This window comes from Butyricimonas paravirosa, assembly GCF_032878955.1.
GTDB classification, from domain to species: domain Bacteria; phylum Bacteroidota; class Bacteroidia; order Bacteroidales; family Marinifilaceae; genus Butyricimonas; species Butyricimonas paravirosa.
This window is the reverse complement of record NZ_CP043839.1, coordinates 3,695,966-3,720,732: the sequence shown is the minus strand read 5'-3', so window position 1 is coordinate 3,720,732 and position 24,767 is coordinate 3,695,966. Positions and strand designations below refer to the sequence as shown.

Sequence of the window (24,767 nt, the reverse complement as noted above, 5' to 3'; positions counted from 1 at the left end):
CCTATGATGTTTCTCTCTCTACCGTTTGTCGTTCTGTTTACTTGTTGCCTGATCCTATATTACACGGTAAAAGGCAGCTACCAGAAACCGGTCCTGTTACTAACCAGTTGCATCTTTGTCGGTTATTTCAACATCGCATACCTACTGATAGCCGCACTCATTGCGGCAATAACCTTCTACTGGGGGCGCTGGATCGGGATGCAGGAACAGGAAAACAAACGCCGGAGAGTCTTCGTCGGGGGAATCGTCTTTCTCGTCCTGTTCCTCGTGGCATTCAAGTACCTCAATTTCATCGGGGAAAACATTGCCGTACTACTCGGTTGGTTCGGCGTGGACTGGAAAGGAGCCATCACCTCTGTTTTCTTCCCGTTGGGAATCTCGTTCTATACCTTCCAAGCACTCGGCTATCTTATTGATGTCTACTGGGAAGAGGAAGAACCTGAACGCTCACTACCGGACTTCATGCTCTATATGCTATTTTTCATGAAATTCCTTTCCGGACCGATCGAACGGGCCTTCGATATGCTCCCGCAGTTGAAAATCGAGAAACGTTTCGACTACGACACGGTTACCTACGGCCTGAAACTCATGCTGATCGGTTTGATGAAAAAAGTCCTGATCGCCGACCGGCTGGCTCCGCATCTGGATAATATATTTGCCTCCGTACAAGATGCTTCCGGGGCGCAGCTATTACTCGCCGGGTTACTGTATCCGATCGAACTTTATGCCGATTTCTCCGGTTACACGGATATGGCTATCGGTGGGGCCATGATGTTCGGTTATCGTCTGTCTCCGAACTTTAATCGTCCGTTTGTGGCAAAGACAATCACCGACTTTTGGCGCCGCTGGCATATGTCCCTCTCCTTCTGGGTCAGGGATTACCTTTACCAACCCATCGCGGCAAGTAAACGATATTGGGGACAGTGGGGCATCGTCTACGCTCTTGTGGTCACCTTCGTGTTACTCGGCGTGTGGCACGGGGCTGGTTGGAACTATGTGATATACGGGTTAATCCAAGGACTTATCATCAGCTACGAGATGGTGACCGTGGCCTACCGGAATAAAGTGGAAACAAGCGTGGGGAAACACGTGTTCGGGGCTTACTCTATCCTCCGGACCTACCTGCTCTTCGCGTTCTCCCTGCTATTTTTCCGTCTGCCCTCGTTATCCGATGCCGGGTACATGATCAGTCACCTCTCCTTCAACCTGCACACCTCGATTAAAGAACTGCGACTAGGGATGACCGACCAAGAATGTATCGTTGCCGGGGCTGCCGTCGTAGTGCTTTTCTTATACGAATACTTTATGTCGAAACGGGACCTGTTACAAGCCTTGAGCGAGCGTCACAGAATCATACGCTGGGGGGTCTACTACCTGCTCGTACTACTCATGTTCCTATTCGGACAATTCGGATCTGAAGATTTCATTTATTTACAGTTTTAGCCATGAGAACTTTCAAAGGATTTATAATAAAATGCGTGCTTTTTCTTGTTCCCTTCTTTGTCCTCGCGGGGATCTACTTTTACGATGATCCCTTCAAAGTCCTGCGGGAATATAAAAAATATGACAATGACCCGATCTTCCTGAACGAAGATTACATCGGTTGGAAGACATACAAGAATTATCGGGATTCCCTGCACTTCGATTCCTTCATCCTAGGGAATTCCTGCACCATGGCATTTCTGACCTCCGACTGGGAGAAATACCTCAACGGGAGCAAGGCCATCCGGTTATACGGAACAGCAGAACGACTAGCTGCCGTACACCGGAAAGTGATGACTCTTGACAAGGAAGAGGAGCATATTGCAAATGTTTTACTTATCGTCGATGCCACCCTATTGCGAGAATATCAGTTATCCACGGGCTACATGCACCTACTTCCCCCGGAAGTCAGCGGGATGAATAAATTCAAGTTCCAATCTCAGTTCGCACAAGAATTCTTCAACCCAAAATTTCTGGTTTCCTACATGGATTACCGGGTATGCCGACGCTACCGCAATTACATGAGAGGAATCGTGAATCCCGACAAAAACATCCGCAATGTTGTCACAAACGACTTGTGGAACCCGCGGGAACACGAGATAGAACAACTCGGTGAACATTACTGGGAAAAACATAAAAAGAGATTCCGCCCCCGTCTCGGGGAAGAACGGGTTCACCCTCCGGTACTGATGAAACCACAAATCAAACTGTTATCGGAAATCGCAAAAGTATTCCAGGATCACCACACGAAGTATAAAATCATCATTAGCCCGGAATACAAACAAATACGTCTGAACCCGGCGGATGTGGAACAATTGAAAGAAATATTCGGAGCTGAAAACGTTTATGACTTTTCCGGCATCAACAAGTACACAAATAACATCCGGAATTACTACGAAGGCTCCCATTATCGCCCCTGTCTCGGACGCCAACTACTGGATAGCGTGTATGCCACGCACGAAACAACTGACTAATTTTAGATTTAATGATTTTAGATTCCAGCCGCACAAGGCAGACGCTTTTTGAGACACGATCATCAAGAAACTCCTCCGTCACTTCGTGCCACCTCCTCTATAAACAGAGGAGGAGTTGGTGACTCTTCCCAAAAACAGGGAGTATTCCAGCTCTCCCTCTGTTTATAGAGGGAGTACCCCGAAGGGGGGAGGGAGTTTGAGAAATGACTTTTTGAACAGCCCCGGAGGGGGTAGTTAAAAAGTCAGCCTCGTGCGGCTGGAATCTAAAATCTAAAATCATTAAATCTAAAATTAATTGATTCCCAATTTCTTCCTTATCGCCTTCGGGATAGCGTTTTTGTGAACCATAATATCCATTGTCTTCAAAGCCATATAAGGATAAGATGCGTAGAAATACCCTCCGAATTTGTTATACTTATTCCAAGAATTCTTCACGATGAAATAAGGAGTTCCGTTCTGATCTTTTGCTTTACCAATGATATGCATTCCGTGATCGTCCGTTGTCAGGTAACGATCGAACTCTTCCTGTCTCATCTCCTGCGTGATCGTCTTTTCGGGAGCCGGACCTTGCTTGAAAGCATCCATCATCTGTTGTCCCTTCGGCAACTTTTCCCATTTAGCAATTTCCGCACCGCTCATCTCCTTCGTGTCCGTTGCGGGAATCACGGCAACCCCTGCATCCTTCGTGGCAAATCCTTTCTCGCTCACGTCAGCACCCCAGACGAAAGTATAACCGTTATCAATAGCATAATCCATCACTTGCATCAACTCTTCCAACGGAAGATTATAAGCCTTATCCCAAGACCAGTTATCCTCAACCTCAATAGCGAACTCCGTGTAGAAAGGATGGTGCGTGAAAGAGGTTAAATTCACATAGTCATCCATGTTTAAGCCAACCACCTCTTTAGCGAAAGTCTGCGGTGTATATTCTTTTCCTTGATATTCAAACTTCTCCGGCTCCGGTCCGAGATAAGTATCCAGAATAGCATCGAATCCCCGTTTCCACGCCGTACTCAACCGCTTGTTGTTATTTTCCACTACCGCTTGCACGTAAGCTTTCAAAACAGCATCAATCTCTCCGAAAACATGACTCGGTTCCCCGTAATTCAATCCTTGATACACCTCAAGAGGCACAATCCCATATTTCTTCGCCATATTCGTCACATCCGAAGAGGCTCCTCCCACCGCAAAATTCAACACCCCGTGCAAGCGAACATATTTATCCGCCTTATCCGAATAAGCGTGTTTCACGAAATACATGGCCGACAAATTCACTGAATCTTTCCCCATTCGCATCATTTCCGACTCTAGGAAAGAGGACGTTGACCATGACCAACAAGTCCCGGCACGATACTGATCCTTCACGGACGTAGCGGGCAATCTCTTGATATCAGTAAACTGGTAGTCTACAGGCTTTGTCGTGTCCTGTACAGTCGTATTCTGCTGCGCATAGGCCATCATGTACCCTCCGAAAACGAGGGCGAATAAAATAAATGCTGTTCTCTTCATATCTTTTATATTGATTGTGATTTAATTGTCTGCCTGCAAAAGTATAAAAAGAACCGCAAAACAAGCTGACAAGCTGAATATATTTACGTTAGCCAATAACAAAAAGAGAACTGCCTGAACAGTTCTCTCTATTACAAAATAAACTTCTCCGACCTTCGGCCACCTCCTCTATAAACAGAGGAGGAGCTGGTGATTCTTCCCAAAAACAGGGAGTATTTCAGCTCTCCCTCTGTTTATAGAGGGAAATCGGCGAGTAAGCGAGAACAGACTGAGAGTTTACTCGTTGTCTGTCGAGCGAGAGCCGATTCGAGACTGCTTACAGGCTCAATACCCCAAAGGGGGAGGGAGTTTGACATCCTCCTTGACTTCTTTCAAATTCCCTTTCTTTAATTAAAAAGTATAGGAAACCGATGCCTGATAATTCCGGGGTTTCGCCATGATCGTGGTTCTCTCGAAATATTCCTTGTCAAACAAGTTGTTAATGTTCAATGCCAGTGTTACGTGATTCTTGATCGTGTAGAAAATACCCGCATCCATCAACCACAAGGCCGGATCGTACAACCGGTTATCTATATTCCGGAACACCTTATCCTTGAAATTCCCACTTAAATGGAATGACAAATTCTTTAGCACCCCGCGTGGTATCGTGTAATCGGCATAAGCGTAGAATGTCGTACGAGGCACACCCGTGGCACGAACATTTTTATTCTGTTCCTTATATTTAGAGAAACGTCCGCTCTCGGCAATTTCCCGCAAACGATAGTCCGACCAACCGAGACCTCCCGTAACTTGTAAAGTCGGTAACGGACGAACAACCACCTCAATGTCAAAACCTCGCGAGTCGGCTCTTCCGACTTGTCCCCGAATACTCTTCTCGGTAGCAACACCATCCACCAACACCGTCGTGTCACCCAGACTCTTCACGATATTATACTTACGAATATAAAATACACTCGCGTTAATATCCACCATCTCGTTCAAGGTGTAACGTACACCGACTTCCGTGGAATACCCTTTTTCCGGCTTGAACACTTCGCCCCCATCCTCATCAGGATTGAACTCGTTACCCTTGCGGTCCAAATACATCACGGTAGGACTATATGTTGTAGTTACAGGATTGAAATAAGAAGAAATAGAACCGTAGAATGACAATTCAGGCATGGGAAAATACACGACACCCACCCGATACGTGAATGCCGAGGTCTCCACCTCTTTCCATTCTTTCCTGTTCTTCGTTTCATATTTCTGTTTCCCGTCATCAATCGTAGCACTTGATGTTTTCCGGCTATACAAATCCACACGCCCGGATGCCATCATTTTCCATTTATCATTGAATTCGATCACGTCATGCAAATAAATTCCATGCGTTCTCTCCGTGCGCAGAGAAACGGCTGAAACTTTCGTGTCCCACCATCCCTGCACGATATGCGGGTCCCGCACAGGCAAAAGTGCATCCAAACCGGGCCCCCACAAATCGTCATCTCCATAACCGTTATACTGGGCGAAATCAAAACAATTGTACGTCCATCCCAACGTGTAGTTATGCAACACGGAACCTGTCTCGAACTTCCCGGTCAACTCGATCGTATTATTCACGTTTTTGTGGTCCGGGTTAAAATTCAACGGATTCTGACGGGCAGCATTTCCTCGTTGAACCGTATCCAAGTCAACATACACCTTCTCGTCTTCTGACTTATAATAATACCATTTATATATCGGATCCTTAGAGGTACGATAAGAAAGCCCCTCAATACAATGATAATCCAAATCACTGTGGAAATAGGAAAAACGTTCTTTCAACTTCATCCAATCCGTGATCTGGTAAACGTATGACACAGACATATCCCATACTTTCCGTTTCATGTAATTATTGGCAAAGTCATTATAAACCTCGCGGTAATCCGCCTCCGGGTGGCGATCCCCCTTCAGCGCGTACGGTTTGTCTCCGTCCACGTAGAACATATCACCGGGCATAACGGGTGCAGCCCCGATCTCGGTCGTGTAATCATCATCGGCATAGCTACCGGTCACATCAATACGTCCCCACTTTCCCAAATCAGCACCCAAAACACCATACACGGAAAAACGATTTGCATTCACCTCACGCCATCCGTCTCCCGTTGAATAATTGATATTGGCACGATATTCGAGAGGTCCCACAAGTTTTCCCCCGAAACCAAGAGTAGCCCGTCTCTCATCCCAGCTACCATAACTGATACGAGCGTTGGCCGAAAAATCGGGAGACGCTTTCTTGCGCACGATATTCAACACTCCGCCCATAGCCGAATGTCCGGCCAAAATAGCGGCGGGTCCTTTCAACAATTCGATCGACTCCACGGCAGCCAAATCCCCGTAAGGCACGTTATTATTCAACGTCCGCTCATCGCGAATCCCGTCAATCATAACAACCGCACTCCCCTGTCCGCGAATAGAAAACTGTTGGAACTGCCCGTATTGCTTGTCTTTCGCTACAATTCCCGGCAAAAACTTAACGGCATCCATCAGATCAACAATTCCCTTCCGGTCAAGCATCTGGCTAGACAACTTGCTCACCGTTATCGGAACGAAACGTAAAGGCACATCCAATCCCAACAAATCAATCCTCTTCTTTTTCTGCATCACATCCACCTGATCGATACGGAATAAAGAGTCCGTGATACTCTTTTTCTTTCGCTTATCGTTCTCTTGAGCGAAAAGCGAACCGACGCACACAAACAGCAACAATGCTAATACAACAACTTTTTTCATACAACTATATATTAATAATGAATAAGCATTATTAACATAGTCTTTTGGGCAACATGAGTTTAAGGTAAAATCCATCTTTTTCCCTCTCGCTTTTTTTCCCGAAAGCTATGGTTTATCTAGTTCGGCAGGTCTTCTGACTTGTTCCGGATTTTGTTGCCTTCCCAGTTTATAACCAGTGACATTTGAAGTACAAAACCCCTTGTACAGGAACTTACAGCTGCGGGTACAGTCCCGGATTCACACCGGATTCCCTATTAAGCATCACCTCCATGACCGAAGGCTCCGCACCAAAACATGGCGCGAATGTAATATATTTTTTTATATTATACTTTTTCAACATGATTTTTTTATTTCCATAATTCAATCATCATAACAAACTGACAACCAATCCCTATAATAAAAACTCCAACAATGTCCCTAACGAATCTCTATACCTTCTCCCGGTATCATTTTTCTCATCCAACCGTAACCTTTTGTCAAAAAATATATACATTTGTGCCGTCTTAGGTGATGTGTTAATGCTCAATTAACATACAAGAGGGAAACCGGTTAGAATCCGGTACAGTGCCCGCTACTGTGATGCCCGTTTCTCCCTAACGAGGAGATTCAAAGAAAGGTTCTTACACCACTGTTCGTAAGGACGGGAAGGTATCTTTCTTAGGCGTAGTCAGGAGACCTGCCGAGACAAACACAGGTAATAGCGTATTCTCGGGGCCAGGAATACTATTATAAACTTTAAAACTTAACCCGAATGAAAAGAATTGTAGTACTGACTACATTATTCATGCTGACTTTGGCAAGCGTCTCGCTAGGGCAGATCACGTTGAGAGGGAAAGTGATCGATGCAAAAAGCGGGAAAGCACTTATCGGGGCCAATGTACGATTAGTCGGAACAAGCATCGGAATCGCCACGAACAACAAGGGCGAATTCATCCTCGAAAAAGTCCCCGACGGTACCTACACGCTCCGGGCCAGTTACCCCGGTTACGAAGTCAGTTCCATAAAAGTCAGTAGTAGCAAAAGTGACATTCTGTTCCAACTGAAAACATCACTGATCAACCTCGATCAAGTCGTTGTTTCGGGAACGGGAACTCACCGAAAATTAAAGGACTCGCCAGTCCCCGTCGAGGTCATGACAGCCTCGGACATCAAAAAAGGCGGAATCTCCACCATCGAGGATGCCCTCGTGATGCTAAATCCCTCGTTTAGTTTCCGACCAACGGCTATGAGTACAAACATGACCCTTAACGGAATGAAAGGAGATTATATCCTCGTTCTCGTGAACGGGAAGAAAATGACCGGAGACATTTCCGGTTACGTTGACCTCTCCCGAATCGACATGGGTAGGGTAAAACGAATCGAAGTCCTTAAAGGTGCAGCCTCCTCCCTCTACGGATCGGACGCTATCGCGGGAGTGATCAACATTATCACAGATCAGCCACATGACGCCCTGAACATCGTGTCCACGACCCGATTAGGAGGCAAGGGCAGTTTTATCGAGAACGTCAACGCAGACATCAACGCTGGCAAATTCTCGTCCTCAACCTCTTATCAAAGGCGCCAATCTGACGGCTGGCAACTCAGTAATATCACAGAAGATAGTGTACCTACCCGTCGCAAAGTGTCTGATAAATTTCACTCGGACATCGTGAACCAACGTTTTGCCTTCGATCCATCAAAAAATCTGAACTTGTACGTGGAAGGAAGTTACTTTACCAAAGAACTCGACCGTCCCGTGAACAAGGATGCTAAAGACCCTTCCGGATTCGACTATGATATGTCATACGAGAACTACGCTGTGGGATTGGGGGGAAAATATCTGTTCGGTAATTCCGCTTATATTAGCTTGGATGTCAACGCCAACAACTACGAGTACTACAAAGTATACACCCGTGCCATCGAGTCCAAGGGCGACACGACCACCCACGTCGGAGATGAAATCCTGACCAAACGTCAACGCTACTTATCTACCAACCTAAAAGGAGTATTCAAGATCGGTAAGTACAACAAAATTTCCATTGGAACCGAGTACATCAAGGACTACTTAAAGAATCCCACCGATCTGGTGGAGAGTAAAGATGTCTATACGCTGGCTCTTTATGCACAAGACGAGATTCGTCTTTTCAAAAAACTCCAATTAGTACCCGGTTTCCGTTACATCTACCACGAGGCATTCAAGAATCAGTTTACGCCCAAACTTTCAGCCATGTACAGCCTAGGAAATTTCAACTTCAGGCTCTCTTACGCGGCCGGATTCAAGGCTCCCTTGTTGACGGACCTCTATTATTATAAGGAATCTGCCAAGAAAGGAAAATTAACCGTCGTTATCGGGAACCCCGATCTGAAACCGGAGAAATCGAATTACTACGCTTTCAACACGGAATATGCGGGAAAGTACTGTAACATCTCCGTAAACGGGTATATCAATGACCTCCGTAACGTTATAGAGTCAAAGAAATTACCCCTAACACCGGAAGACGAAGCCAACAAGGTCACTTCCCGAGAAACTTACGAGAATCTGGACAAAGCCCGGACACAAGGAGTTGATATTTCCGTTAACAGCTACCTCGGTGCGGGATTTTCTCTAGGTGGTGGATATAGCTACGTGGATGCCCGGGATAGGAAAACCAAAATTCGTTTGGAAGAAAGCATCCGTCACTCGGCAACCGTCAAGGCGAATTACATGCACGAATGGACAAACTATCGTCTTAACGTGAACCTAAACGGACGAATTCAAGGCAAAAAATTCGTGAAAGTCCAAGAGATTGACGCACCCAAGTACCAAATCTGGAATCTGACAACGAACCACTCTTTCTCTCCCGTGGGTATGTTCCTTTTCGAAATCAACGCGGGAATCGAGAACCTGTTCGACTATTCCCAGAACCTGCCTTACGGCTCTAATCTCGGAACATTAAGTCCGGGAAGAACATTCTTTGCAAGTTTAACTATTAGATTTAAAAAATAATGAAAACAATTATCATCATACTATCCCTCTTTATCAGTCTTAATGTATTAGCCCACGGTGGCGGTGGTTTCAAACATTCCGATATATTCAAGACCCTCGGTCCTAATGACAAAGTAGCCATTCTCATGGTTCACTTTGGTACAACTCACGATGACACCCGAGCCTTGACCATCGATGCCATCAACAAAAAAGTGGCACAAACATTCCCCGGAGTGGAAGTACGTGAAGCCTACACTTCCCGCATGATCATGCGCCGTCTGAAAGAAAAAGGAATAACCAAACCCAACCCGACGGAAGCCATGAACAAACTGATTGCCGACGGCTATACCCACTTGATCCTTCAACCCACGAACATCATCGAAGGAATTGAAATGGAAGCCCTGCAAAAAGAAGTTGCATCATACCAAACGAAGTTCAAAGACATTCGCTTAGGGACAGCTCTTCTTCATTCTCCCGAGGATTACCAAGCCGTGGTAAAAGCGATTGCCGCATCAATCAAGGACAAGGAAAAAGGGGATTGCGTCTTCGTGTGCCACGGGACCTACCACCCGGCAAACTCAACCTACGGGATGCTCGACTACGTGATGAAAGCCCAAGGACACAAGAACTACCACGTGGGAACGATCGAAGGTTACCCCACGATGGATGATGTAATCCGCGAACTCGAAGCGAATAAGGCAAAAGAAATAACACTTGTTCCTTTTATGTTCGTAGCCGGAGACCATGCCAAAAATGACATCGCCGGGGACTGGAAAGACGAACTGGAAAAGAAAGGCTATAAAGTAAACGTCCTGCTCAAAGGACTGGGAGAATATCCCGCCATACAGGAACTTTTCATCCAACACGTGAAATTCGCCACCAAACACCAACGGGAAGACATCACCGTGAAGAAAAAGAAATACGAGAAAACAGACGATATAGACTAACCCGCCCATGTTAACCAAATTGTTTATCCATATCCACCGGATACTGGGATTAATTCTCTGTATCCTGTGCTTTTCATGGTTCATATCCGGAATCGTGATGATCTACCACTCCTTTCCTCGTGTAAGCCAAGAAGATCGGTTCACTCGTGCGGAAATTCTTGATACGAATGGCTTGCCCGCCATCCAAGACGTGTTATTCCGTCTCCCTGCCAAAACGCCAATCCACGGCCTCTCTCTGAACAACCCGTATGGAGATCCCGTATTCAGTATAGGAGGGGGACGCCAAAGCGTTGAGTTATACGCGGACACGAATGTCGTGGCTCCCGTTATTAACTACGCACTCTGTGAAAACCGGGCTGCTCGCTGGTGTGCCGATCGAAAGATTACCCGGGTGGATACCTTACGCACCCTCGACCAGTGGATACCCCTCGCCCACTACAAGCGGGAATTTCCCATCTACAAATTCTACTTCGACGGTCCGGAAAAATACCAGCTTTACGTCTCTTCCCGAACCGCCAATATCCTGCAGTTTACCGATTCCGACAATCGTTTCTGGGCATGGTTCGGGGCCATTCCCCATTGGGTGTATTTCACCGTTATCCGAGGAAACCAGAACTTATGGACACAATTCATGTACTGGGCATGTTATCTCGGAATGTTCATGTGTTTTACCGGATTCGTTCTCGGCATACGTTCCTACTGGCTCGCTCGCCGAAAAGGCTTTCTCCGCTCTCCATACAAGAAACAGTGGTTCAAATGGCACCACATCACGGGTTTCTTTTTCGGTATATTTGTCTTCACGTGGATACTGAGCGGCTATATGTCCATGGCCCCGCTTCCCTCGTGGCTCTTTGGCAAACAGGACTCCCGCGGATTCCGCCAAAGCCCGGCCGAAAGACAAGCCCCGTCACCTGCCGACTATGCCTTGGACTATCGAAAAGCCATCGCACTCACAGCCACGTCGGATGATCCTGTCAAAACCATCGAGTGGACCCACTACCAAGGTATTCCCCTCTATCGTCTCCGCACGGTCAGCAAGGAAGTGACCTTGGATGCCTCCACTGACACGATTCGTCCTTTCCGCATCACGGAAGAGATGATACTTGCTGCCGTCAAACGTCTCGCCGGGGACTCAACCACCTACTCTATCACCAAGATGAACGAGTACGACAACTACTATATATCCCGTCGTCGTCCTCTACCGCTTCCCGTCTACAAGGTCACGTTCGACAACAAGGCGAAGGATTGTTATTACTATAACCTTGAATCTTTCCGCCCCGTTCACTACGACACCAACGGACGCTGGAAACGCTGGCTTTACCGTGGTCTTCACACCCTTGACATCAAATTTCTCGTCGAGCGCCCCGCACTATGGACCGTGGTCATTTGGACCCTTCTCCTTGGCGGTGCTGTTGTCTCCTTCACGGGAATCGTACTTTCGGTGAAATACCTCAAAAACAGGTTTATAAAGTTCGTAAAGTTTATAAGGTTCATAAAGTAGTGTCTCCCCGCAGGTACCTTTTGGGACAGCCCAAAACTCCGTCCGAAGGACGCCCGGCACTTTATAAACTTTACAAACCTTATAAACTTTACAAACTAAATCGTAACTTTGCTCGAAATAACGTCTTTATTTATGAAACACGGAAAAATATATGTCGCCGGCATCGGGCCGGGTAGCGAGGAAGACATTACCCCAGCCGTACGGACAGCCATCATGCAATCGGACGTTGTGGTGGGTTACAAATATTACTTTAACTTCATCCGATCCATCGTCCGCCCTGAAACGGAGTGCATCGATACCGGGATGAAAAAAGAGAAAGACCGGGCAGCCCTTGCCTTCGAGTATGCCGAACAAGGACGCACCGTCTGTGTTGTCAGCTCCGGAGATGCCGGAATATACGGGATGGCACCCCTCGTTCTTGAAATGAAACGGGATAAAGCGAGTGATGTTGAGGTAGAAATCCTTCCCGGAATCAGCGCTTTCCAAAAAGGAGCCGCGTTACTGGGAGCCCCTATCGGGCATGATTTTTGCATCATCTCCCTCTCCGACCTCATGACCCCGTGGGAAAAGATCGAGTGTCGCGTAATAGCCGCCGCGTCTGCCGATTTCGTAACCGCCGTCTACAACCCCAAAAGCGAGGGACGCTACTGGCAACTCTATCGCCTGAAAGAACTATTTCTCAAATACCGCGAACCGGAAACCCCTGTCGGCTACATCCGCCAAGCCGGACGTGAAGAACAAGAAATTAAGATCACGACACTACATGATTTCGACCCGGAAGAGATCGATATGTTCACGATCGTAATCATTGGAAACTCTCAGTCCTACACGTGGAATGACAAAATCATCACTCCCCGCGGTTACTACCGGGAACAATGTACCGAAAACGTTGGTATCGGGCAAGAAATCATGATGCGCAGTTTCCGCACCATCGAATCCGAACTAAGGGACAAAAACATCCCCCTCGGCCGTAAATGGGCGTTGTTACACGCCATCCACACCACTGCCGACTTCGATATGGAGAACATTCTCTACACCGACAATGACGCCGTGGAAACACTCCATACTGCCCTGCACGATGGCAAGGTACGCATGATAGTAACCGACGTCACCATGGCAGCCTCCGGAATCCGCAAGGGAGCCCTCGAACGCCTCGGCATTGAAGTCAAATGCTACCTCGACGATCCTCGTGTGGCAGAAATGGCATCCCGTCTCAAAATCACCCGCACACAAGCCGGCATACGCCTTGCCGTGGAAGAACATCCCGAAGCACTCTACGTTTTCGGTAATGCCCCCACGGCTCTCATGGAACTATGCAAGCTCATGCGCCAGGATAAGGCCCATCCGATCGGTGTTATCGGTGCGCCCGTCGGTTTTGTCAACGTTCGGGAATCCAAACATATGCTGAAATCTTTCACCCATCTACCCAAGCTCGTTATCGAGGGGCGCAAGGGAGGTAGTAACCTCGCTGCCACCCTCGTCAACGCCATCCTTTGTTTCGATGACGCCGCACAGCTACGACCGGGAAGAGACCTTTGAGGAATTGAAAATTGAAAATTGAAAATGCAAAAGACTACTACCCCCTCTGGCTCCCCCTTGCACAGGGGGAGAAACGAACGCAAGAAAGCGCCTCAATGTTTCAATGTAGTATGTCCTCCCCCTGTGTAAGGGGGAGTTAGAGGGGGTAGTTGGAAAGGTTAAAGATAAAAGTAGAAGAAACCTGTAACTTGTAACTTGCTAACTTGTAACTCGCCAAAGGCGAATCCCGGCTAAAATCTAAAATCATTAAATCTAAAATGAATAACTTCACCATCATCGGTATAGACGACAAAGATCATCCCGAATTACCGGAACAGGCCCGGGCGGCCATCGCCACCCATCACGTTTTTTCCGGGGGGAAAAGGCACCACGAGATCATGCGTGACAACCTGCCGGAGCCCCATCTCTGGATCGACATCACCGTCCCGTTGGACGACGTGTTCCGCCAGTACGAAAACCACCCGGACATCGTTGTTTTCGCCTCCGGGGACCCACTCTTTTTCGGTTTCGCCAACACCGTACTCAAACGTCTACCCGACGCCAAGATCACCCTGATCCCCACGTTCAACTCCTTGCAGACATTGGCTCACCGCCTCCTGCTTCCCTACCACGACATGCACGTCGTTTCCCTCACCGGGAGACCGTGGCACGAGTTCGACCGGGCGCTCATCGAGGGACAGGAGAAGATCGGCGTGCTTACCGACCGGGAACACACGCCGGCCACCATCGCCGAACGTATGCTCCGTTACGGGTACGACAACTACATCATATACGTCGGTGAAGCCCTCGGCAGTGACACTGAAACCATCCGTGTCCTCGTTCCCGATGATGCCAAGGCCCTCACCTTCCGCCACCCGAACTGCCTCATTCTCTACCGCACGTACGAGCGGCAGCGGCATTTCGGCATTCCCGAAAGCGATTTCGAACTGCTCGACGGACGTGTCAACATGATCACGAAAGCTCCGATCCGCCTGCTCACGCTGGCACAACTGGACCTTCGTCGTTATCAAACCCTGTGGGACATCGGGTTCTGCACGGGCTCCGTCTCCATCGAGGCGAAACTCCAGTTCCCTCACCTGCACGTCGTGGCTTTCGAGCAACGCCCTGAAGGCGAACGTCTCATGGAAGTCAACGCCACTCGTTTCGGAACGCCCGGCATCATCACCCGCATCGGAGACTTCCTGCAGGCTGAACTAGACGATCTCCCCGCCCCTGACGCCGTATTCATCGGCGGTCACGGCGGCCGACTGGACGCCATCGTCCAGCGCATCTCCACGCGACTTCCTCACCGTGGCGTTATCGTCTTCAACTCCGTCACCCCCGAAAGCTGCGAGCTATTCGCTAACGCCGTCACCCGTCACGGTCTCAACGTCGTTGATTCCCAACACGTGGCCATCAACGGCTTCAACCCCATATTAATCATGAAAGCACTAAAAATATAATTCCATGAAAAAAATAGCCATTATCATAGCCTCCCATCAAGGACTGGCACAGGCCCTTACCATACACCGGGAACTTCCCGAAACAGAACTATTCTACGCGGGCGAAGGACAGGAAAATCCCTGTACCTCCATCGACTCCATCCCGGCCTTTGTCGCCGCCAACTTTACCCGCTACGAAGGTCTCGTCTTCATCGGCGCTCTCGGCATCTGTGTCCGGGCCATCGCCCCTTGCATCCACTCCAAGTACACAGACCCCGCCGTCGTCAACATCGACTCCACGGGCAAACATGTTATATCCGTTCTCTCCGGTCACGTTGGGGGTGCCAACGAACTCACCCGCCGACTTGCCTCCATACTCGGCGCCGACCCCGTCATCACCACCCAAAGCGACAACAACGACCTCTGGGCCCTCGACACCATTCACGAAAGATTCGAGGGATGGATCCCGGAACCCGTCGGGCCGATGAATGAAATCATCTACAAGTTCGTCAACCGTCGCCCCGTGGCCCTACTCCTAGACATCCAAGATAGCGGAACCCGGAACCTCGAACGTACCGCACCGCCTCACGTTGACATTTACAACTCCTTTCAGGAAATAGACCAGAAACGTTACGAGGCTTTAATCATCGTCAGCCCCTTCATCTACCCCGTCGTTATCCCCACCCTCTACTATCGCCCACACGTGCTTTCCCTTGGTTTTGGGTGTCGGGAAAACTGTGACCCGTCGGGTGTACGGGAATATATCACCGCACGTCTCATCGAGGCGGGAATCTCCCCGACCAGTCTCACAAACCTCGCAACGATTGACATCAAAAAGGATGAACCTGTTGTCGACCTTCTTACTCACAGTTTAATACTTTCAATGGACTCGTACTCGCCCGACGAACTCCGGGACATCACCGTTCCCAACCCCTCGGAGAAAGTACGTGAAGTAACTTCTTCCCCCAGCGTCGCCGAGGCCGCCGCCCTGAGATCTACCGGGAATACCCGTCTGCTCCTTGAAAAACAGAAAGGTAAACTCAGCGAGGGCAATGACTTTACTTTTGCCGTTGCCATGAATCGTGCTGTCGAACGCCGGGGATTCATCGAGATCGTCGGGGCCGGTCCCGGAGACCCGGAACTGATCTCCGTTAAAGGCAAACACTTCCTCGAACAAGCCGACCTCATCCTCTATGCCGGTAGTCTTGTTCCCGTGGAACTCACGTACTACGCCAAACCCGGTGCCACAGTGCGCAGTTCTGCCGACATGACCCTTGAAGAACAATTCGCTCTCATGAAAGAATTCTATGACCGGGGCCTCTTTATCGTGCGCCTACACACCGGGGATCCCTGCATCTACGGAGCCATTCAGGAACAGATGGCTTTCTTTGACGAATACGGCATGGATTACCACATCACACCGGGTATATCCTCTTTCCTTGCAGCGGCAGCGGCCTTGCAGTCACAGTTCACCATCCCCGAAAAAGTGCAGACAATCATCCTTACCCGCGGAGAAGGGCGTACCCCGATGCCGGAAAAAGAGAAACTCCACCTGCTGGCCCGTTCGCAAAGCACGATGTGCATCTTTCTCAGTGCCTCTATCGTTGATCAAGTGCAATCCGAACTGATGCAACACTACCCGCCAACCACCCCCGTCGCCGCCTGCTACCATCTCACGTGGAAAGACGAGCGGATATACCGAGGAGAATTGCAAGACTTGGCGAAGATCGTGAAAGAGAACAACCTCACCCTCACCACCATGATCGTCGTGGGTGATGCAATCGACAACCGACAAGGCCTGTCGAAACTCTATTCACACCAGTTCAAACACCTGTTTAGAAATTGAAAATGGAGAATTGAAAATTGAAAATGAAAAAACTACCCCCTTGGAAGATAAAAGTTAAAAGATAAAAACTAAAAGATAAAAGTAAAAGAAACCTGTAACTCGCCAAAGGCGAATCCCGGTTGGAATCTAAAATTTAAAATCTAAAATTAGCAAGGCCCTGTGTGGCTGGAATCTAAAATCTAAAATTAAAACGTCATGATTCTCATTTTCGGAGGGACAACAGAAGGAAGAACAGCGGTAAAAGTACTCGATGAGGCAGGTAGTCTCTACTACTACTCCACCCGTGGCAATGCCCAGCAAATCGAATGTAAACATGGGACCCGGGTAGCGGGAGGCATGGATCATGACGCCATGATGGAATTTTGCTCGACACACGACATACGCCTCATCATCGACGCCGCCCATCCCTTTGCCTCTTTGCTCCACACCACCGTGGCTGCCGTTTCCGAACAACAGGATCTGCCCGTCATACGCCTCGAACGTCGTTACCCGCCACGAGACGAATCGCTCGTGTGGTGTGACACCTTCGATGACGCCATTGATTACCTCGAATCTCACGAAATACGTGATCTGTTGGCCCTTTCCGGGGTCCAGACCATAACCAAATTACAACGTTACTGGGAAAAACATCCCTGCCATTTCCGTGTACTCGACCGGGACGACTCCCGGGAGATCGCCCGCCGGGCCGGATTTCCCGCAGAAAACCTCCTTTTCTGGCAAGAGGGACAGGACGAACTAACCCTGTTCCGCCAGCTACGTCCCGGGGCTATCCTTACCAAAGAAAGCGGTGAATCCGGGTACTACGAGGAAAAAATCACCGCAGCCCGGCAACTGGGCATCCCGGTCATCGTCATTCGCCGTCCGCCGCTCCCCGACAGTTTCTACGTCGTGAACGGTGAACACGGCTTGCGCTACCGCGTGGAACGCCTCCTTCCCGGTTTTTACCCTCTCCGTAGCGGGTTCACCACCGGATCGTGCGCCACGGCAGCCACCCGTGCTGCCCTCGAAGGCCTTCTTTCACGAATTCCGCAACACTCCGCCACGATTACTCTTCCCGATGGAGAAACGGTAACCCTCCCCGTCAGTTCGTGCGTTCTCACCAAAGATAGTTGCACCTGCGGGGTTACCAAGGATGCCGGAGACGACCCGGATGTCACGAACGGCTACACCATTTTTTCCACCGTCTCTCTCGCAGACATTCCCGGAGTGCGATTCCTGCCCGGCGAAGGTGTCGGTACGGTCACCCTTCCCGGCATCGGCATACCCGTTGGCGATCCCGCCATCAACCCGACACCCCGCCGCATGATCACCGGTGAGATCGAACGGTTGCTCCACACTCATGGTACGTTGTCCGGCGTGTCCGTCCGCATCTCCGTACCCGGAGGTAGCGAACTCGCTCAAAAAACCTTCAATCCCAAACTCGGTATTACCGGGGGAATCTCTATTATCGGTACTTCCGGCATCGTCCGTCCCTTCTCCTCCGAGGCTTTTGTCAACTCCATACGCAAAGAGATACAAGTTGCCCGGGCCCTTGGATGCACGGAACTCGTTATCAACTCCGGAGCCAAGAGCGAAAATTACCTCCGCTCCCGCTTTCCCCACCTCCCTCCGCAAGCCTTCGTACATTACGGCAACTATATCGGAGACACCCTCCGTCTTGCCGAAGAGGAAGGTATCGCCCACCTCACGATGGGCATCATGATCGGTAAAGCCGTCAAGCTCGCCGAGGGACATCTGGACACGCATAGCCGCAACGTCATCATGAACCGGGACTTCATCGCCACCCTCGCCCGTGAAAGCCACTGCTCCCCGGAAAGCGTTGCCCGCATCTCCGGAATAACCCTTGCCCGTGAACTTTGGGAACTTTTTGCCGACACCCCGGCCTTTTTCGCCCTGCTTGTTGATCGCTGTCTCGCCGTCTGCCGTCCACTACTTCCACACACTAGTCTAGATATTATGCTAGTTCCCGAACATAGCCAACGATAGCTCTTCGTCAATCCTTCGCTGGCTCTTCTTTGGCCTCTCTTTAGTTTATCTACTGCTCTTCTACTGCTCTTCTACTGTTCATATACTACTTATACAGTATAAGTATTGTTTATATTAAATTAAATGATTATTTTTACATTAGCGAAGGACCGGAGGGAAGTAAGTGAATAGTTTAAGAATCTCCGAATCACGCACGAAAACACTAAAAACATCATCATGCAAGTAGAAGGCACCTCGTTAACCCCGAAAAAACGCTTCCGAGTGGGAGGCATCACCTATTATTACAGGCTTGGCAAGTTACAAGCCTGCCCGAGTAAGCGCATTACTCTCAAGAAAAAGATAAGAAAAGACGAGAACGGCAACATTATCCCTGATCGAACACCGAAACAAAGGAAAAATAACACCAAATTCACCTTTGCTCGCTATATGTTCGCCTTCATTCGCAAGAGATTCGGGGATCTACCCGTCTGGAAGATTGCCGCGGCCCAACGAGGGATGACCGATGATAACCTGATACAATCAACCAACTATAAATACCTAGACGAAAAGGGGAAAATCCTTGACATGGAAGGTTTTCAAGTCAGTCTTGGCCCCCTCGCCCTCCCCCTCAACCTACGAGCAACACGGGACGGCACGCTTGTCACCATCACGTGGGACGATTTGCGGGACGAACCCTCCGCTGCCCCGACAGACCGCATGATGGTAGGTATATTCTACGCGGATTACCGCAACACTTTCACGCTCGAAAAAGAAACCGGGGCTACCCGTAGAGACGGGAAATGCGAAATCACCCTTCGCGATGACGACGGTGAAGTATGCATCCACCCATTCTTTGCACGCGCAGATAACACAGCCTTTTCCGAGGATAAAGCGATCACACTTCCCGACACAGAATAATCCCGAAAAAAAATGCTATCTTTGTACTTGGAAAACACGTGACTGGAAACACGTTAAAACAATTGAAGTATGAAAAGCAAGTTTAAAATTACCCGGGCCGACTACCTCAAAGCCATGAGAAAAGCCCGGCGGGACGAGGAGATCCGAGAACATCTCCACCCGGTGAACATCAACCGGGTACACAAATCCAAGAAAGTGTATAACCGCAAAAGAAATAAGGCGGATCTGAATAAGGATCTGCCTTATTTTTTTGCCTTCGGCAAGTTACAGGTTAGCAAGTTACAGGTTTCTTCAACTTTTATCTTTTAGTTTTTATCTTTTAACTTTTATCTTCCAAGGGGGTAGTCTTTTTCATTTTCAATTTTCAATTCTCCATTTTCAATTGTTCCAGTAGTTCCTCGATTGTCCCCACTTCAATCACGTTTTCCCCTTCCCGGCAGATCCGGAAACCGGAAGTTGTTAAATCTCCCGTTTCTACCCACACGCTCGATTCCACGTTCCGGTTAGCCAAGATACCGTTACGCTGTAACGCCTTACGCACCATAGCGTATTTATGTCCGTGTCCCACCAGCCGTACCTGGGATGAATACTGATTTTCCACGCGGAACAACCCGGTTTCCATGTCGAAAACAATTCCTTTGCGAGCGAAGAAACCGCTCAAATGTCCTTCGAGAGCCAAATCCTCCGGCGTGCCGATCGTGATGCCATGCTGGCGATCCATGAGCCAGATCTTATCGGCAATCTGCAAGGCTAATTCCAAATCATGGGTCGAAAGGAATATTGTCTTTCCGGTCTCCCGGGTCAACTGGTGAAGTAACTGCATGATTTCCACCTTACTTGGAAAATCAAGGAATGCCGTCGGCTCGTCAAGGAAAATCACGGGCGTTTGCTGTGCCAACGCTTTGGCGATCATCACTTTTTGTCGTTCGCCATCACTTAACGTGTGAACCATACGATCCGCCAGATTTTCGATCTTCACGAGAGCGATTGATCGTTCGACAATCTCCCGATCCTCCCCGTGCAACGTACCCCAGAAACCCGTGTAGGGACTGCGCCCCATCTCGATTAATTCCCGGGCCGTCATGTTCCGGACATCGCATTTTTCCGTCAGAACCACACCAATCGTACGGGACAACTCTTTGTCTGAATACGTGCCAATTTCCCGATTCATAATGTCAATCTCCCCTTCCAACTTGGGCTGAAAAGCGGATAACGTGCGCAATAAAGTGGATTTTCCCACCCCGTTCGCCCCTAACAAACAGGTTAGCTCCCCGCCATTAATCGCCGTGCAAATATCGCTCGCCACCACCTTCGTGTCGTTCTTTCCCTTGTACCCGATCGCCAGATTCCTTAATTGAATGGTTGCCTGTTTCATACTTATTATAACTGAAAACGTATTAATTGTGAATTAAACTCCTCCGTCAGCGCTGCTGCCACCTCCTCTATAAACAGAGGAGGAGCTTAATTACTCTTTATCTTCGGGAAAGGATAATCCAACTCTCCCTCTGTTTATAGAGGGAGTACCCGAAGGGGGAGGGAGTTCTTTTTTCACGCTAAGATCAAAATCACGAAATCACTGAATCCCTAAAACTCCACCGCATCCCGCCTTTTCCTCTTCCTAAACAACACCGACGCTACCACGGGCGCCCCCACCAATGCCGTCACCGAATTCACGGGTAGCGCACCCTCGAATCCCGGCAAGCGGGCAATCAAGTTGCAGAGCAACGCCAGCGATGCCCCGACGAGCATCGAGGCCGGCATCAGCACCCGGTGATCGGATGTCTGGAAAATTGCCCGGCACAAGTGAGGTACCGCCAACCCAAGGAAAATAATCGGCCCGCAATACGCCGTCACGATTGCCGTCAACACCCCGGCACAGGTAATCACCCACACCCGGGCCCGGTTGATATTCAACCCCAGATTACGGGCATAACCATCACCCAACATCAGCAAATTCAACGGCTTGATCAGCAAAAACGATAACGGGATAATCACGGCCATGATCGTCACGAACAACATCATCTGGTTACCCGAAACCCGGGCAAAGCTCCCCAATCCCCAGATCACGTAAGCCTTAATATCCTCTTCCACGCTAAAAAACTTCAACACCCCGATCACCGCGTTAGCGATATACCCGATCATAACCCCGATAATCAACAACGTCACGCTCCCCGCCACTTTCCGGGATGCCAGCACGATCAGCCCCATCACCGACAAGGCTCCCACGATAGCCGCAATCGACAGGGCAACCTCCCCGATAAAACCGAGACGACTTAATGCCACCCCACCCAGTTGACCGGAAAGCAACACCACGAAGGCCACGCCGAGACTTGCCCCCGAGCTGATACCCAACACGGACGGCCCCGCCAGCGGGTTGCGGAAAATCGTCTGCATCTGCAAACCGCTTATCGAAAGTCCCGCACCCGCCACCAAAGCGGTCAACGCTTGGGGAAGACGGGATTTCAATATAATATTCTGCCATGCCACCGGATCCCCCTCGCCTCCCGTCAAGATATTCCAAACCGAACGAAACGGGATGGCCACTGAACCCAGCAACAAGTTTAACAACAAGAACACGAGAATGGAAATCGTGATCGCGAAAACGAGTATCGTGTACTTACCTCTCTTCATCGGCTCACTTTTTTAAAATATCATAATACACCGGTTCATGATCGGGAAGGATTTCCGGGTGGAACACCCGTATCATATCCGCCAGCACGACTTCGGGCTCGGCAGGCATACTCTCGTAGAACGGTTTTTCCCGCATATTACAATAGACCACGTGTTTCTCCTTGAACGCCTTGAAGTCCGCGTAACGCTCATCCTGCGCTTTCAGGGCATCATAACAATACTCCCCGGCAAAGCTATTCGCTATCCGCCAGTAATCGGCACTCTCTGCCTGATTGTACACGGTCTCGAAATCAAGCGTCACACCACCGGAACGGGGATCATCCTTCAAGAAATAATCCGCCCCCGCATCATGGAACAATTGCGCCAAAAAGCTCTTTCCTCCCACGGCATACCAAACACCCCCACGTAACTCCCCGCTAAATACCACCGGACGCCTTTTCACCTCCCCCACCATCGCCTTCAAAGAATTATAACGTTGCTCGATACGGTCGAACTCCCGGTTTGCCACATCCTCCATGCCCAGTAACAGACCGACAAACTTGATCCACTCGGCCTGACCGAGAGGCGTCATCTCCTTGTAACCGAGATGAGGCACCAGCGGGATTCCAATATCTTTCACGGCATCATATCCCCCGCGCTTGAACGGGGAAATCAACATCAGGTCGGGATTAATACTCATGATCACCTCGTTATCGAAATTTCCCTCAATGCCGATACGACGGGTTAGCCCCTCGTCCACCTGCCGTTGCATATCCTTGTTAAACAGGAAACGAGTACTCGTGATTCCCACCACCCGATCCATCGCCCCCAACTTGATGAAATTGGAGAGCTGCAACGAGGTCATGCAAATGGCACTCCGCACGGGCAACGCCACCACCGGTAAATCTTTCGGGGTCTGCACCGTCGATCCACGCGGAACCAAAGCGTACTGGTAATGAGTATGACTACTCTCCTGCGGGTCCTTGATGTTCAGTACCACGTACCCCTCACGTTCCTCCAACCAAAAACCTTTAGCATACTTAATATGAATCCGGGAAACCGTATCGACCTTCCCTTTCACGGTCTGTTCTCCCGACGACTGTTTGCGTGAAGTCGACTTGCAACAAAAGAGAACACTACAAAAGCATAAAAGATAAAAAAAACGCACTACATTCATTTCTTTTCCTCCGAAAGTATTAATTAATCACGCCTCCTGGCAGGTTTTCTGGCTTGTCATCTTTTCCCCTTCCCGGTATCACCAGTGGCCTAACGAAAAGATCCGCCCTCTCGGACGGGCAATGACTTTACAGCTGCGGGGACAGCCCCGGAATTTCACCGGATTCCCTTTTCTTCCAACATGAAAGCACCAAGACGCCTGCAAATATATAAATATTATTTTGAGGCTATTCCTTTTTTAGCGACTTTTGCAACGAAGAAAAAGAGTTCATAAGGTTTGTAAGGTTCATAAAGCTTATAAAGTAACGGGGTGTCCTTCGGACGAAGCCTGTCGGCAACTTCCGTTGCCGTGAACTAAGCACCTCACAAGGGACCATAAATCTTATAAACTTTATGAACCTTATAAACTTTACAAACTAATTTAGACATGAAAGGAAAAATCGTGGGAGTATCGTTGGGACCGGGAGAACCGGAATTGATCACGTTGAAGGCATTAAAAGCCTTACAGGGGGCGGACATTATCTATTGTCCCGGCACACAGACCAAATCCCGTTCCCGGGACATCCTGCAAGCCCTGCCCGTGAACATGGAACGAGTACGACTTTTCCACGTACCCATGTCCAAGGATCGCACGTTTGCCAATCAAGCCTATGATGCCCTTTGTACGGAAATAGCATCCCTTGTCGCCACGGGTAAAAACGTTGCCATCACGGCGGAAGGGGATTCCGGTTTCTACTCTTCCGTGAATTATATGTTCGACAAACTCGCTTCTATGAACCTTCCCGTGACCACCGTGGCCGGTGTCCCTGCTTTTATTGCGGCAGGAGCCATCTCGGGCCTTCACATCGTGAAACAAGAAGAAAAACTCGTCGTTCTACCGGGAACAACCACCGCCGAAGAACTGGACGCCCTTCTTTCCAACGGTCATGTCGTGGTGATCATGAAACTCTCGCAATGCACGGAAGAAATACACCGTTTCATGCAAAAAAGTCCCTGCCACGAGTACCACTATTACGAAAATGTAGGCACGTCAGACGAGCTACACACGACTGCTTACAACGACATCACACGTAAAGACTTCCCCTATTTCTCGTTAATGATTATTCGTCCTTGCAAACAATTGGCATAGATATTGCGTACAAGAAGACGCAAGATGAATGATTATAAACATTTTTACAGGTTAATTA

Annotated in this window: 17 protein-coding genes and 3 riboswitches; of the genes, 12 read left to right on the top strand and 5 right to left on the bottom strand. The window is 49.1% G+C overall.

Going from position 1 to position 24,767, the window contains the following annotated elements; genetic code table 11:
* Positions 1–3: 3 nt before the first annotated feature.
* Positions 4–1,443, top strand: coding sequence for an MBOAT family O-acyltransferase (locus F1644_RS15150; RefSeq protein WP_118303636.1), 1,440 nt, complete (start codon positions 4–6; stop codon positions 1,441–1,443).
* Between the two features lie 2 nt (positions 1,444–1,445).
* Positions 1,446–2,456: a histidine kinase gene (locus tag F1644_RS15145; protein ID WP_118303634.1), complete on the top strand. Its 1,011-nt coding sequence runs from the start codon at positions 1,446–1,448 to the stop codon at positions 2,454–2,456.
* Positions 2,457–2,747: 291 nt separating this feature from the next.
* Here F1644_RS15145 and F1644_RS15140 read toward each other — a convergent pair whose 3' ends face one another.
* Both F1644_RS15140 and F1644_RS15135 read right to left on the bottom strand, forming a co-directional pair.
* Positions 2,748–3,965 (bottom strand): C1 family peptidase, encoded by a 1,218-nt coding sequence (locus tag F1644_RS15140; RefSeq protein ID WP_118303632.1) that lies wholly within the window; start codon positions 3,963–3,965, stop codon positions 2,748–2,750.
* A 390-nt stretch (positions 3,966–4,355) separates the two neighbouring features.
* Complete coding sequence (locus F1644_RS15135) at positions 4,356–6,713, bottom strand: TonB-dependent receptor (RefSeq protein WP_087419793.1); 2,358 nt, start codon at positions 6,711–6,713, stop codon at positions 4,356–4,358.
* 106 nt (positions 6,714–6,819) lie between these two features.
* Positions 6,820–7,006: riboswitch (cobalamin riboswitch) on the bottom strand.
* A 195-nt stretch (positions 7,007–7,201) separates the two neighbouring features.
* Positions 7,202–7,411: riboswitch (cobalamin riboswitch) on the top strand.
* A gap of 53 nt (positions 7,412–7,464) precedes the next feature.
* Between F1644_RS15135 and F1644_RS15130 the strand changes: the two genes are divergently transcribed.
* From F1644_RS15130 to F1644_RS15090, 9 genes are all read left to right on the top strand, one after another.
* On the top strand, positions 7,465–9,678 hold the full coding sequence (locus tag F1644_RS15130; protein WP_118303630.1) for a TonB-dependent receptor: 2,214 nt from the start codon (positions 7,465–7,467) through the stop codon (positions 9,676–9,678).
* Positions 9,678–10,604 (top strand): sirohydrochlorin cobaltochelatase, encoded by a 927-nt coding sequence (locus F1644_RS15125; RefSeq protein WP_087419657.1) that lies wholly within the window; start codon positions 9,678–9,680, stop codon positions 10,602–10,604. The genes F1644_RS15130 and F1644_RS15125 overlap by 1 nt, the downstream gene beginning before the upstream one ends.
* A 7-nt stretch (positions 10,605–10,611) precedes the next feature.
* Positions 10,612–12,105 (top strand): PepSY domain-containing protein, encoded by a 1,494-nt coding sequence (locus tag F1644_RS15120; protein WP_118303628.1) that lies wholly within the window; start codon positions 10,612–10,614, stop codon positions 12,103–12,105.
* Between the two features lie 132 nt (positions 12,106–12,237).
* Entirely contained in the window at positions 12,238–13,644 is a 1,407-nt protein-coding gene (gene cobJ, locus F1644_RS15115; protein WP_118303626.1) for a precorrin-3B C(17)-methyltransferase, read from the top strand.
* 257 nt (positions 13,645–13,901) lie between these two features.
* A complete protein-coding gene (gene cbiE, locus F1644_RS15110) occupies positions 13,902–15,086 on the top strand; it encodes a precorrin-6y C5,15-methyltransferase (decarboxylating) subunit CbiE (protein WP_118303624.1) in 1,185 nt (394 codons plus the stop codon).
* A 4-nt stretch (positions 15,087–15,090) separates the two neighbouring features.
* Positions 15,091–16,911, top strand: coding sequence for a precorrin-4 C(11)-methyltransferase (cobM, locus tag F1644_RS15105; protein WP_118303622.1), 1,821 nt, complete (start codon positions 15,091–15,093; stop codon positions 16,909–16,911).
* A 195-nt stretch (positions 16,912–17,106) separates the two neighbouring features.
* Positions 17,107–18,897 (top strand): cobalt-precorrin-5B (C(1))-methyltransferase CbiD, encoded by a 1,791-nt coding sequence (gene cbiD / locus F1644_RS15100; RefSeq protein ID WP_118303620.1) that lies wholly within the window; start codon positions 17,107–17,109, stop codon positions 18,895–18,897.
* A 216-nt stretch (positions 18,898–19,113) separates the two neighbouring features.
* On the top strand, positions 19,114–19,794 hold the full coding sequence (locus F1644_RS15095) for a hypothetical protein (RefSeq protein ID WP_118303619.1): 681 nt from the start codon (positions 19,114–19,116) through the stop codon (positions 19,792–19,794).
* A 69-nt stretch (positions 19,795–19,863) separates the two neighbouring features.
* Positions 19,864–20,103, top strand: coding sequence for a hypothetical protein (locus F1644_RS15090; RefSeq protein ID WP_118303617.1), 240 nt, complete (start codon positions 19,864–19,866; stop codon positions 20,101–20,103).
* A 55-nt stretch (positions 20,104–20,158) separates the two neighbouring features.
* Here the strand turns inward: F1644_RS15090 and F1644_RS15085 are convergent, their stop codons facing one another.
* The 3 genes from F1644_RS15085 to F1644_RS15075 all read right to left on the bottom strand — a co-directional run bounded on the left by F1644_RS15085 (position 20,159) and on the right by F1644_RS15075 (position 23,581).
* Complete coding sequence (locus tag F1644_RS15085) at positions 20,159–21,169, bottom strand: ABC transporter ATP-binding protein (RefSeq protein ID WP_118303615.1); 1,011 nt, start codon at positions 21,167–21,169, stop codon at positions 20,159–20,161.
* 209 nt (positions 21,170–21,378) lie between these two features.
* Positions 21,379–22,425: an iron ABC transporter permease gene (locus tag F1644_RS15080; protein ID WP_117721651.1), complete on the bottom strand. Its 1,047-nt coding sequence runs from the start codon at positions 22,423–22,425 to the stop codon at positions 21,379–21,381.
* Between the two features lie 4 nt (positions 22,426–22,429).
* Positions 22,430–23,581: an ABC transporter substrate-binding protein gene (locus F1644_RS15075; protein WP_087419647.1), complete on the bottom strand. Its 1,152-nt coding sequence runs from the start codon at positions 23,579–23,581 to the stop codon at positions 22,430–22,432.
* Between the two features lie 21 nt (positions 23,582–23,602).
* Positions 23,603–23,790, bottom strand: a riboswitch (cobalamin riboswitch).
* Between the two features lie 217 nt (positions 23,791–24,007).
* Between F1644_RS15075 and cobI the strand changes: the two genes are divergently transcribed.
* Complete coding sequence (gene cobI / locus F1644_RS15070) at positions 24,008–24,709, top strand: precorrin-2 C(20)-methyltransferase (protein WP_118303613.1); 702 nt, start codon at positions 24,008–24,010, stop codon at positions 24,707–24,709.
* Positions 24,710–24,767 lie beyond the last annotated feature (58 nt).

Bases quoted from the DNA above. Each gene is read 5' to 3' on its own strand.
- cobJ (WP_118303626.1), top strand. From the start codon at position 12,238: ATGAAACACGGAAAAATATATGTCGCCGGCATCGGGCCGGGTAGCGAG.
- F1644_RS15125 (WP_087419657.1), top strand. From the start codon at position 9,678: ATGAAAACAATTATCATCATACTATCCCTCTTTATCAGTCTTAATGTA.
- F1644_RS15130 (WP_118303630.1), top strand. From the start codon at position 7,465: ATGAAAAGAATTGTAGTACTGACTACATTATTCATGCTGACTTTGGCA.
- F1644_RS15095 (WP_118303619.1), top strand. From the start codon at position 19,114: ATGCAAGTAGAAGGCACCTCGTTAACCCCGAAAAAACGCTTCCGAGTG.
- F1644_RS15145 (WP_118303634.1), top strand. From the start codon at position 1,446: ATGAGAACTTTCAAAGGATTTATAATAAAATGCGTGCTTTTTCTTGTT.
- F1644_RS15135 (WP_087419793.1), bottom strand. From the start codon at position 6,713: ATGAAAAAAGTTGTTGTATTAGCATTGTTGCTGTTTGTGTGCGTCGGT.
- F1644_RS15150 (WP_118303636.1), top strand. From the start codon at position 4: ATGATGTTTCTCTCTCTACCGTTTGTCGTTCTGTTTACTTGTTGCCTG.
- cbiE (WP_118303624.1), top strand. From the start codon at position 13,902: ATGAATAACTTCACCATCATCGGTATAGACGACAAAGATCATCCCGAA.
- F1644_RS15085 (WP_118303615.1), bottom strand. From the start codon at position 21,169: ATGAAACAGGCAACCATTCAATTAAGGAATCTGGCGATCGGGTACAAG.
- F1644_RS15075 (WP_087419647.1), bottom strand. From the start codon at position 23,581: ATGAATGTAGTGCGTTTTTTTTATCTTTTATGCTTTTGTAGTGTTCTC.
- F1644_RS15140 (WP_118303632.1), bottom strand. From the start codon at position 3,965: ATGAAGAGAACAGCATTTATTTTATTCGCCCTCGTTTTCGGAGGGTAC.
- F1644_RS15090 (WP_118303617.1), top strand. From the start codon at position 19,864: ATGAAAAGCAAGTTTAAAATTACCCGGGCCGACTACCTCAAAGCCATG.
- F1644_RS15080 (WP_117721651.1), bottom strand. From the start codon at position 22,425: ATGAAGAGAGGTAAGTACACGATACTCGTTTTCGCGATCACGATTTCC.
- F1644_RS15120 (WP_118303628.1), top strand. From the start codon at position 10,612: ATGTTAACCAAATTGTTTATCCATATCCACCGGATACTGGGATTAATT.
- cobM (WP_118303622.1), top strand. From the start codon at position 15,091: ATGAAAAAAATAGCCATTATCATAGCCTCCCATCAAGGACTGGCACAG.
- cobI (WP_118303613.1), top strand. From the start codon at position 24,008: ATGAAAGGAAAAATCGTGGGAGTATCGTTGGGACCGGGAGAACCGGAA.
- cbiD (WP_118303620.1), top strand. From the start codon at position 17,107: ATGATTCTCATTTTCGGAGGGACAACAGAAGGAAGAACAGCGGTAAAA.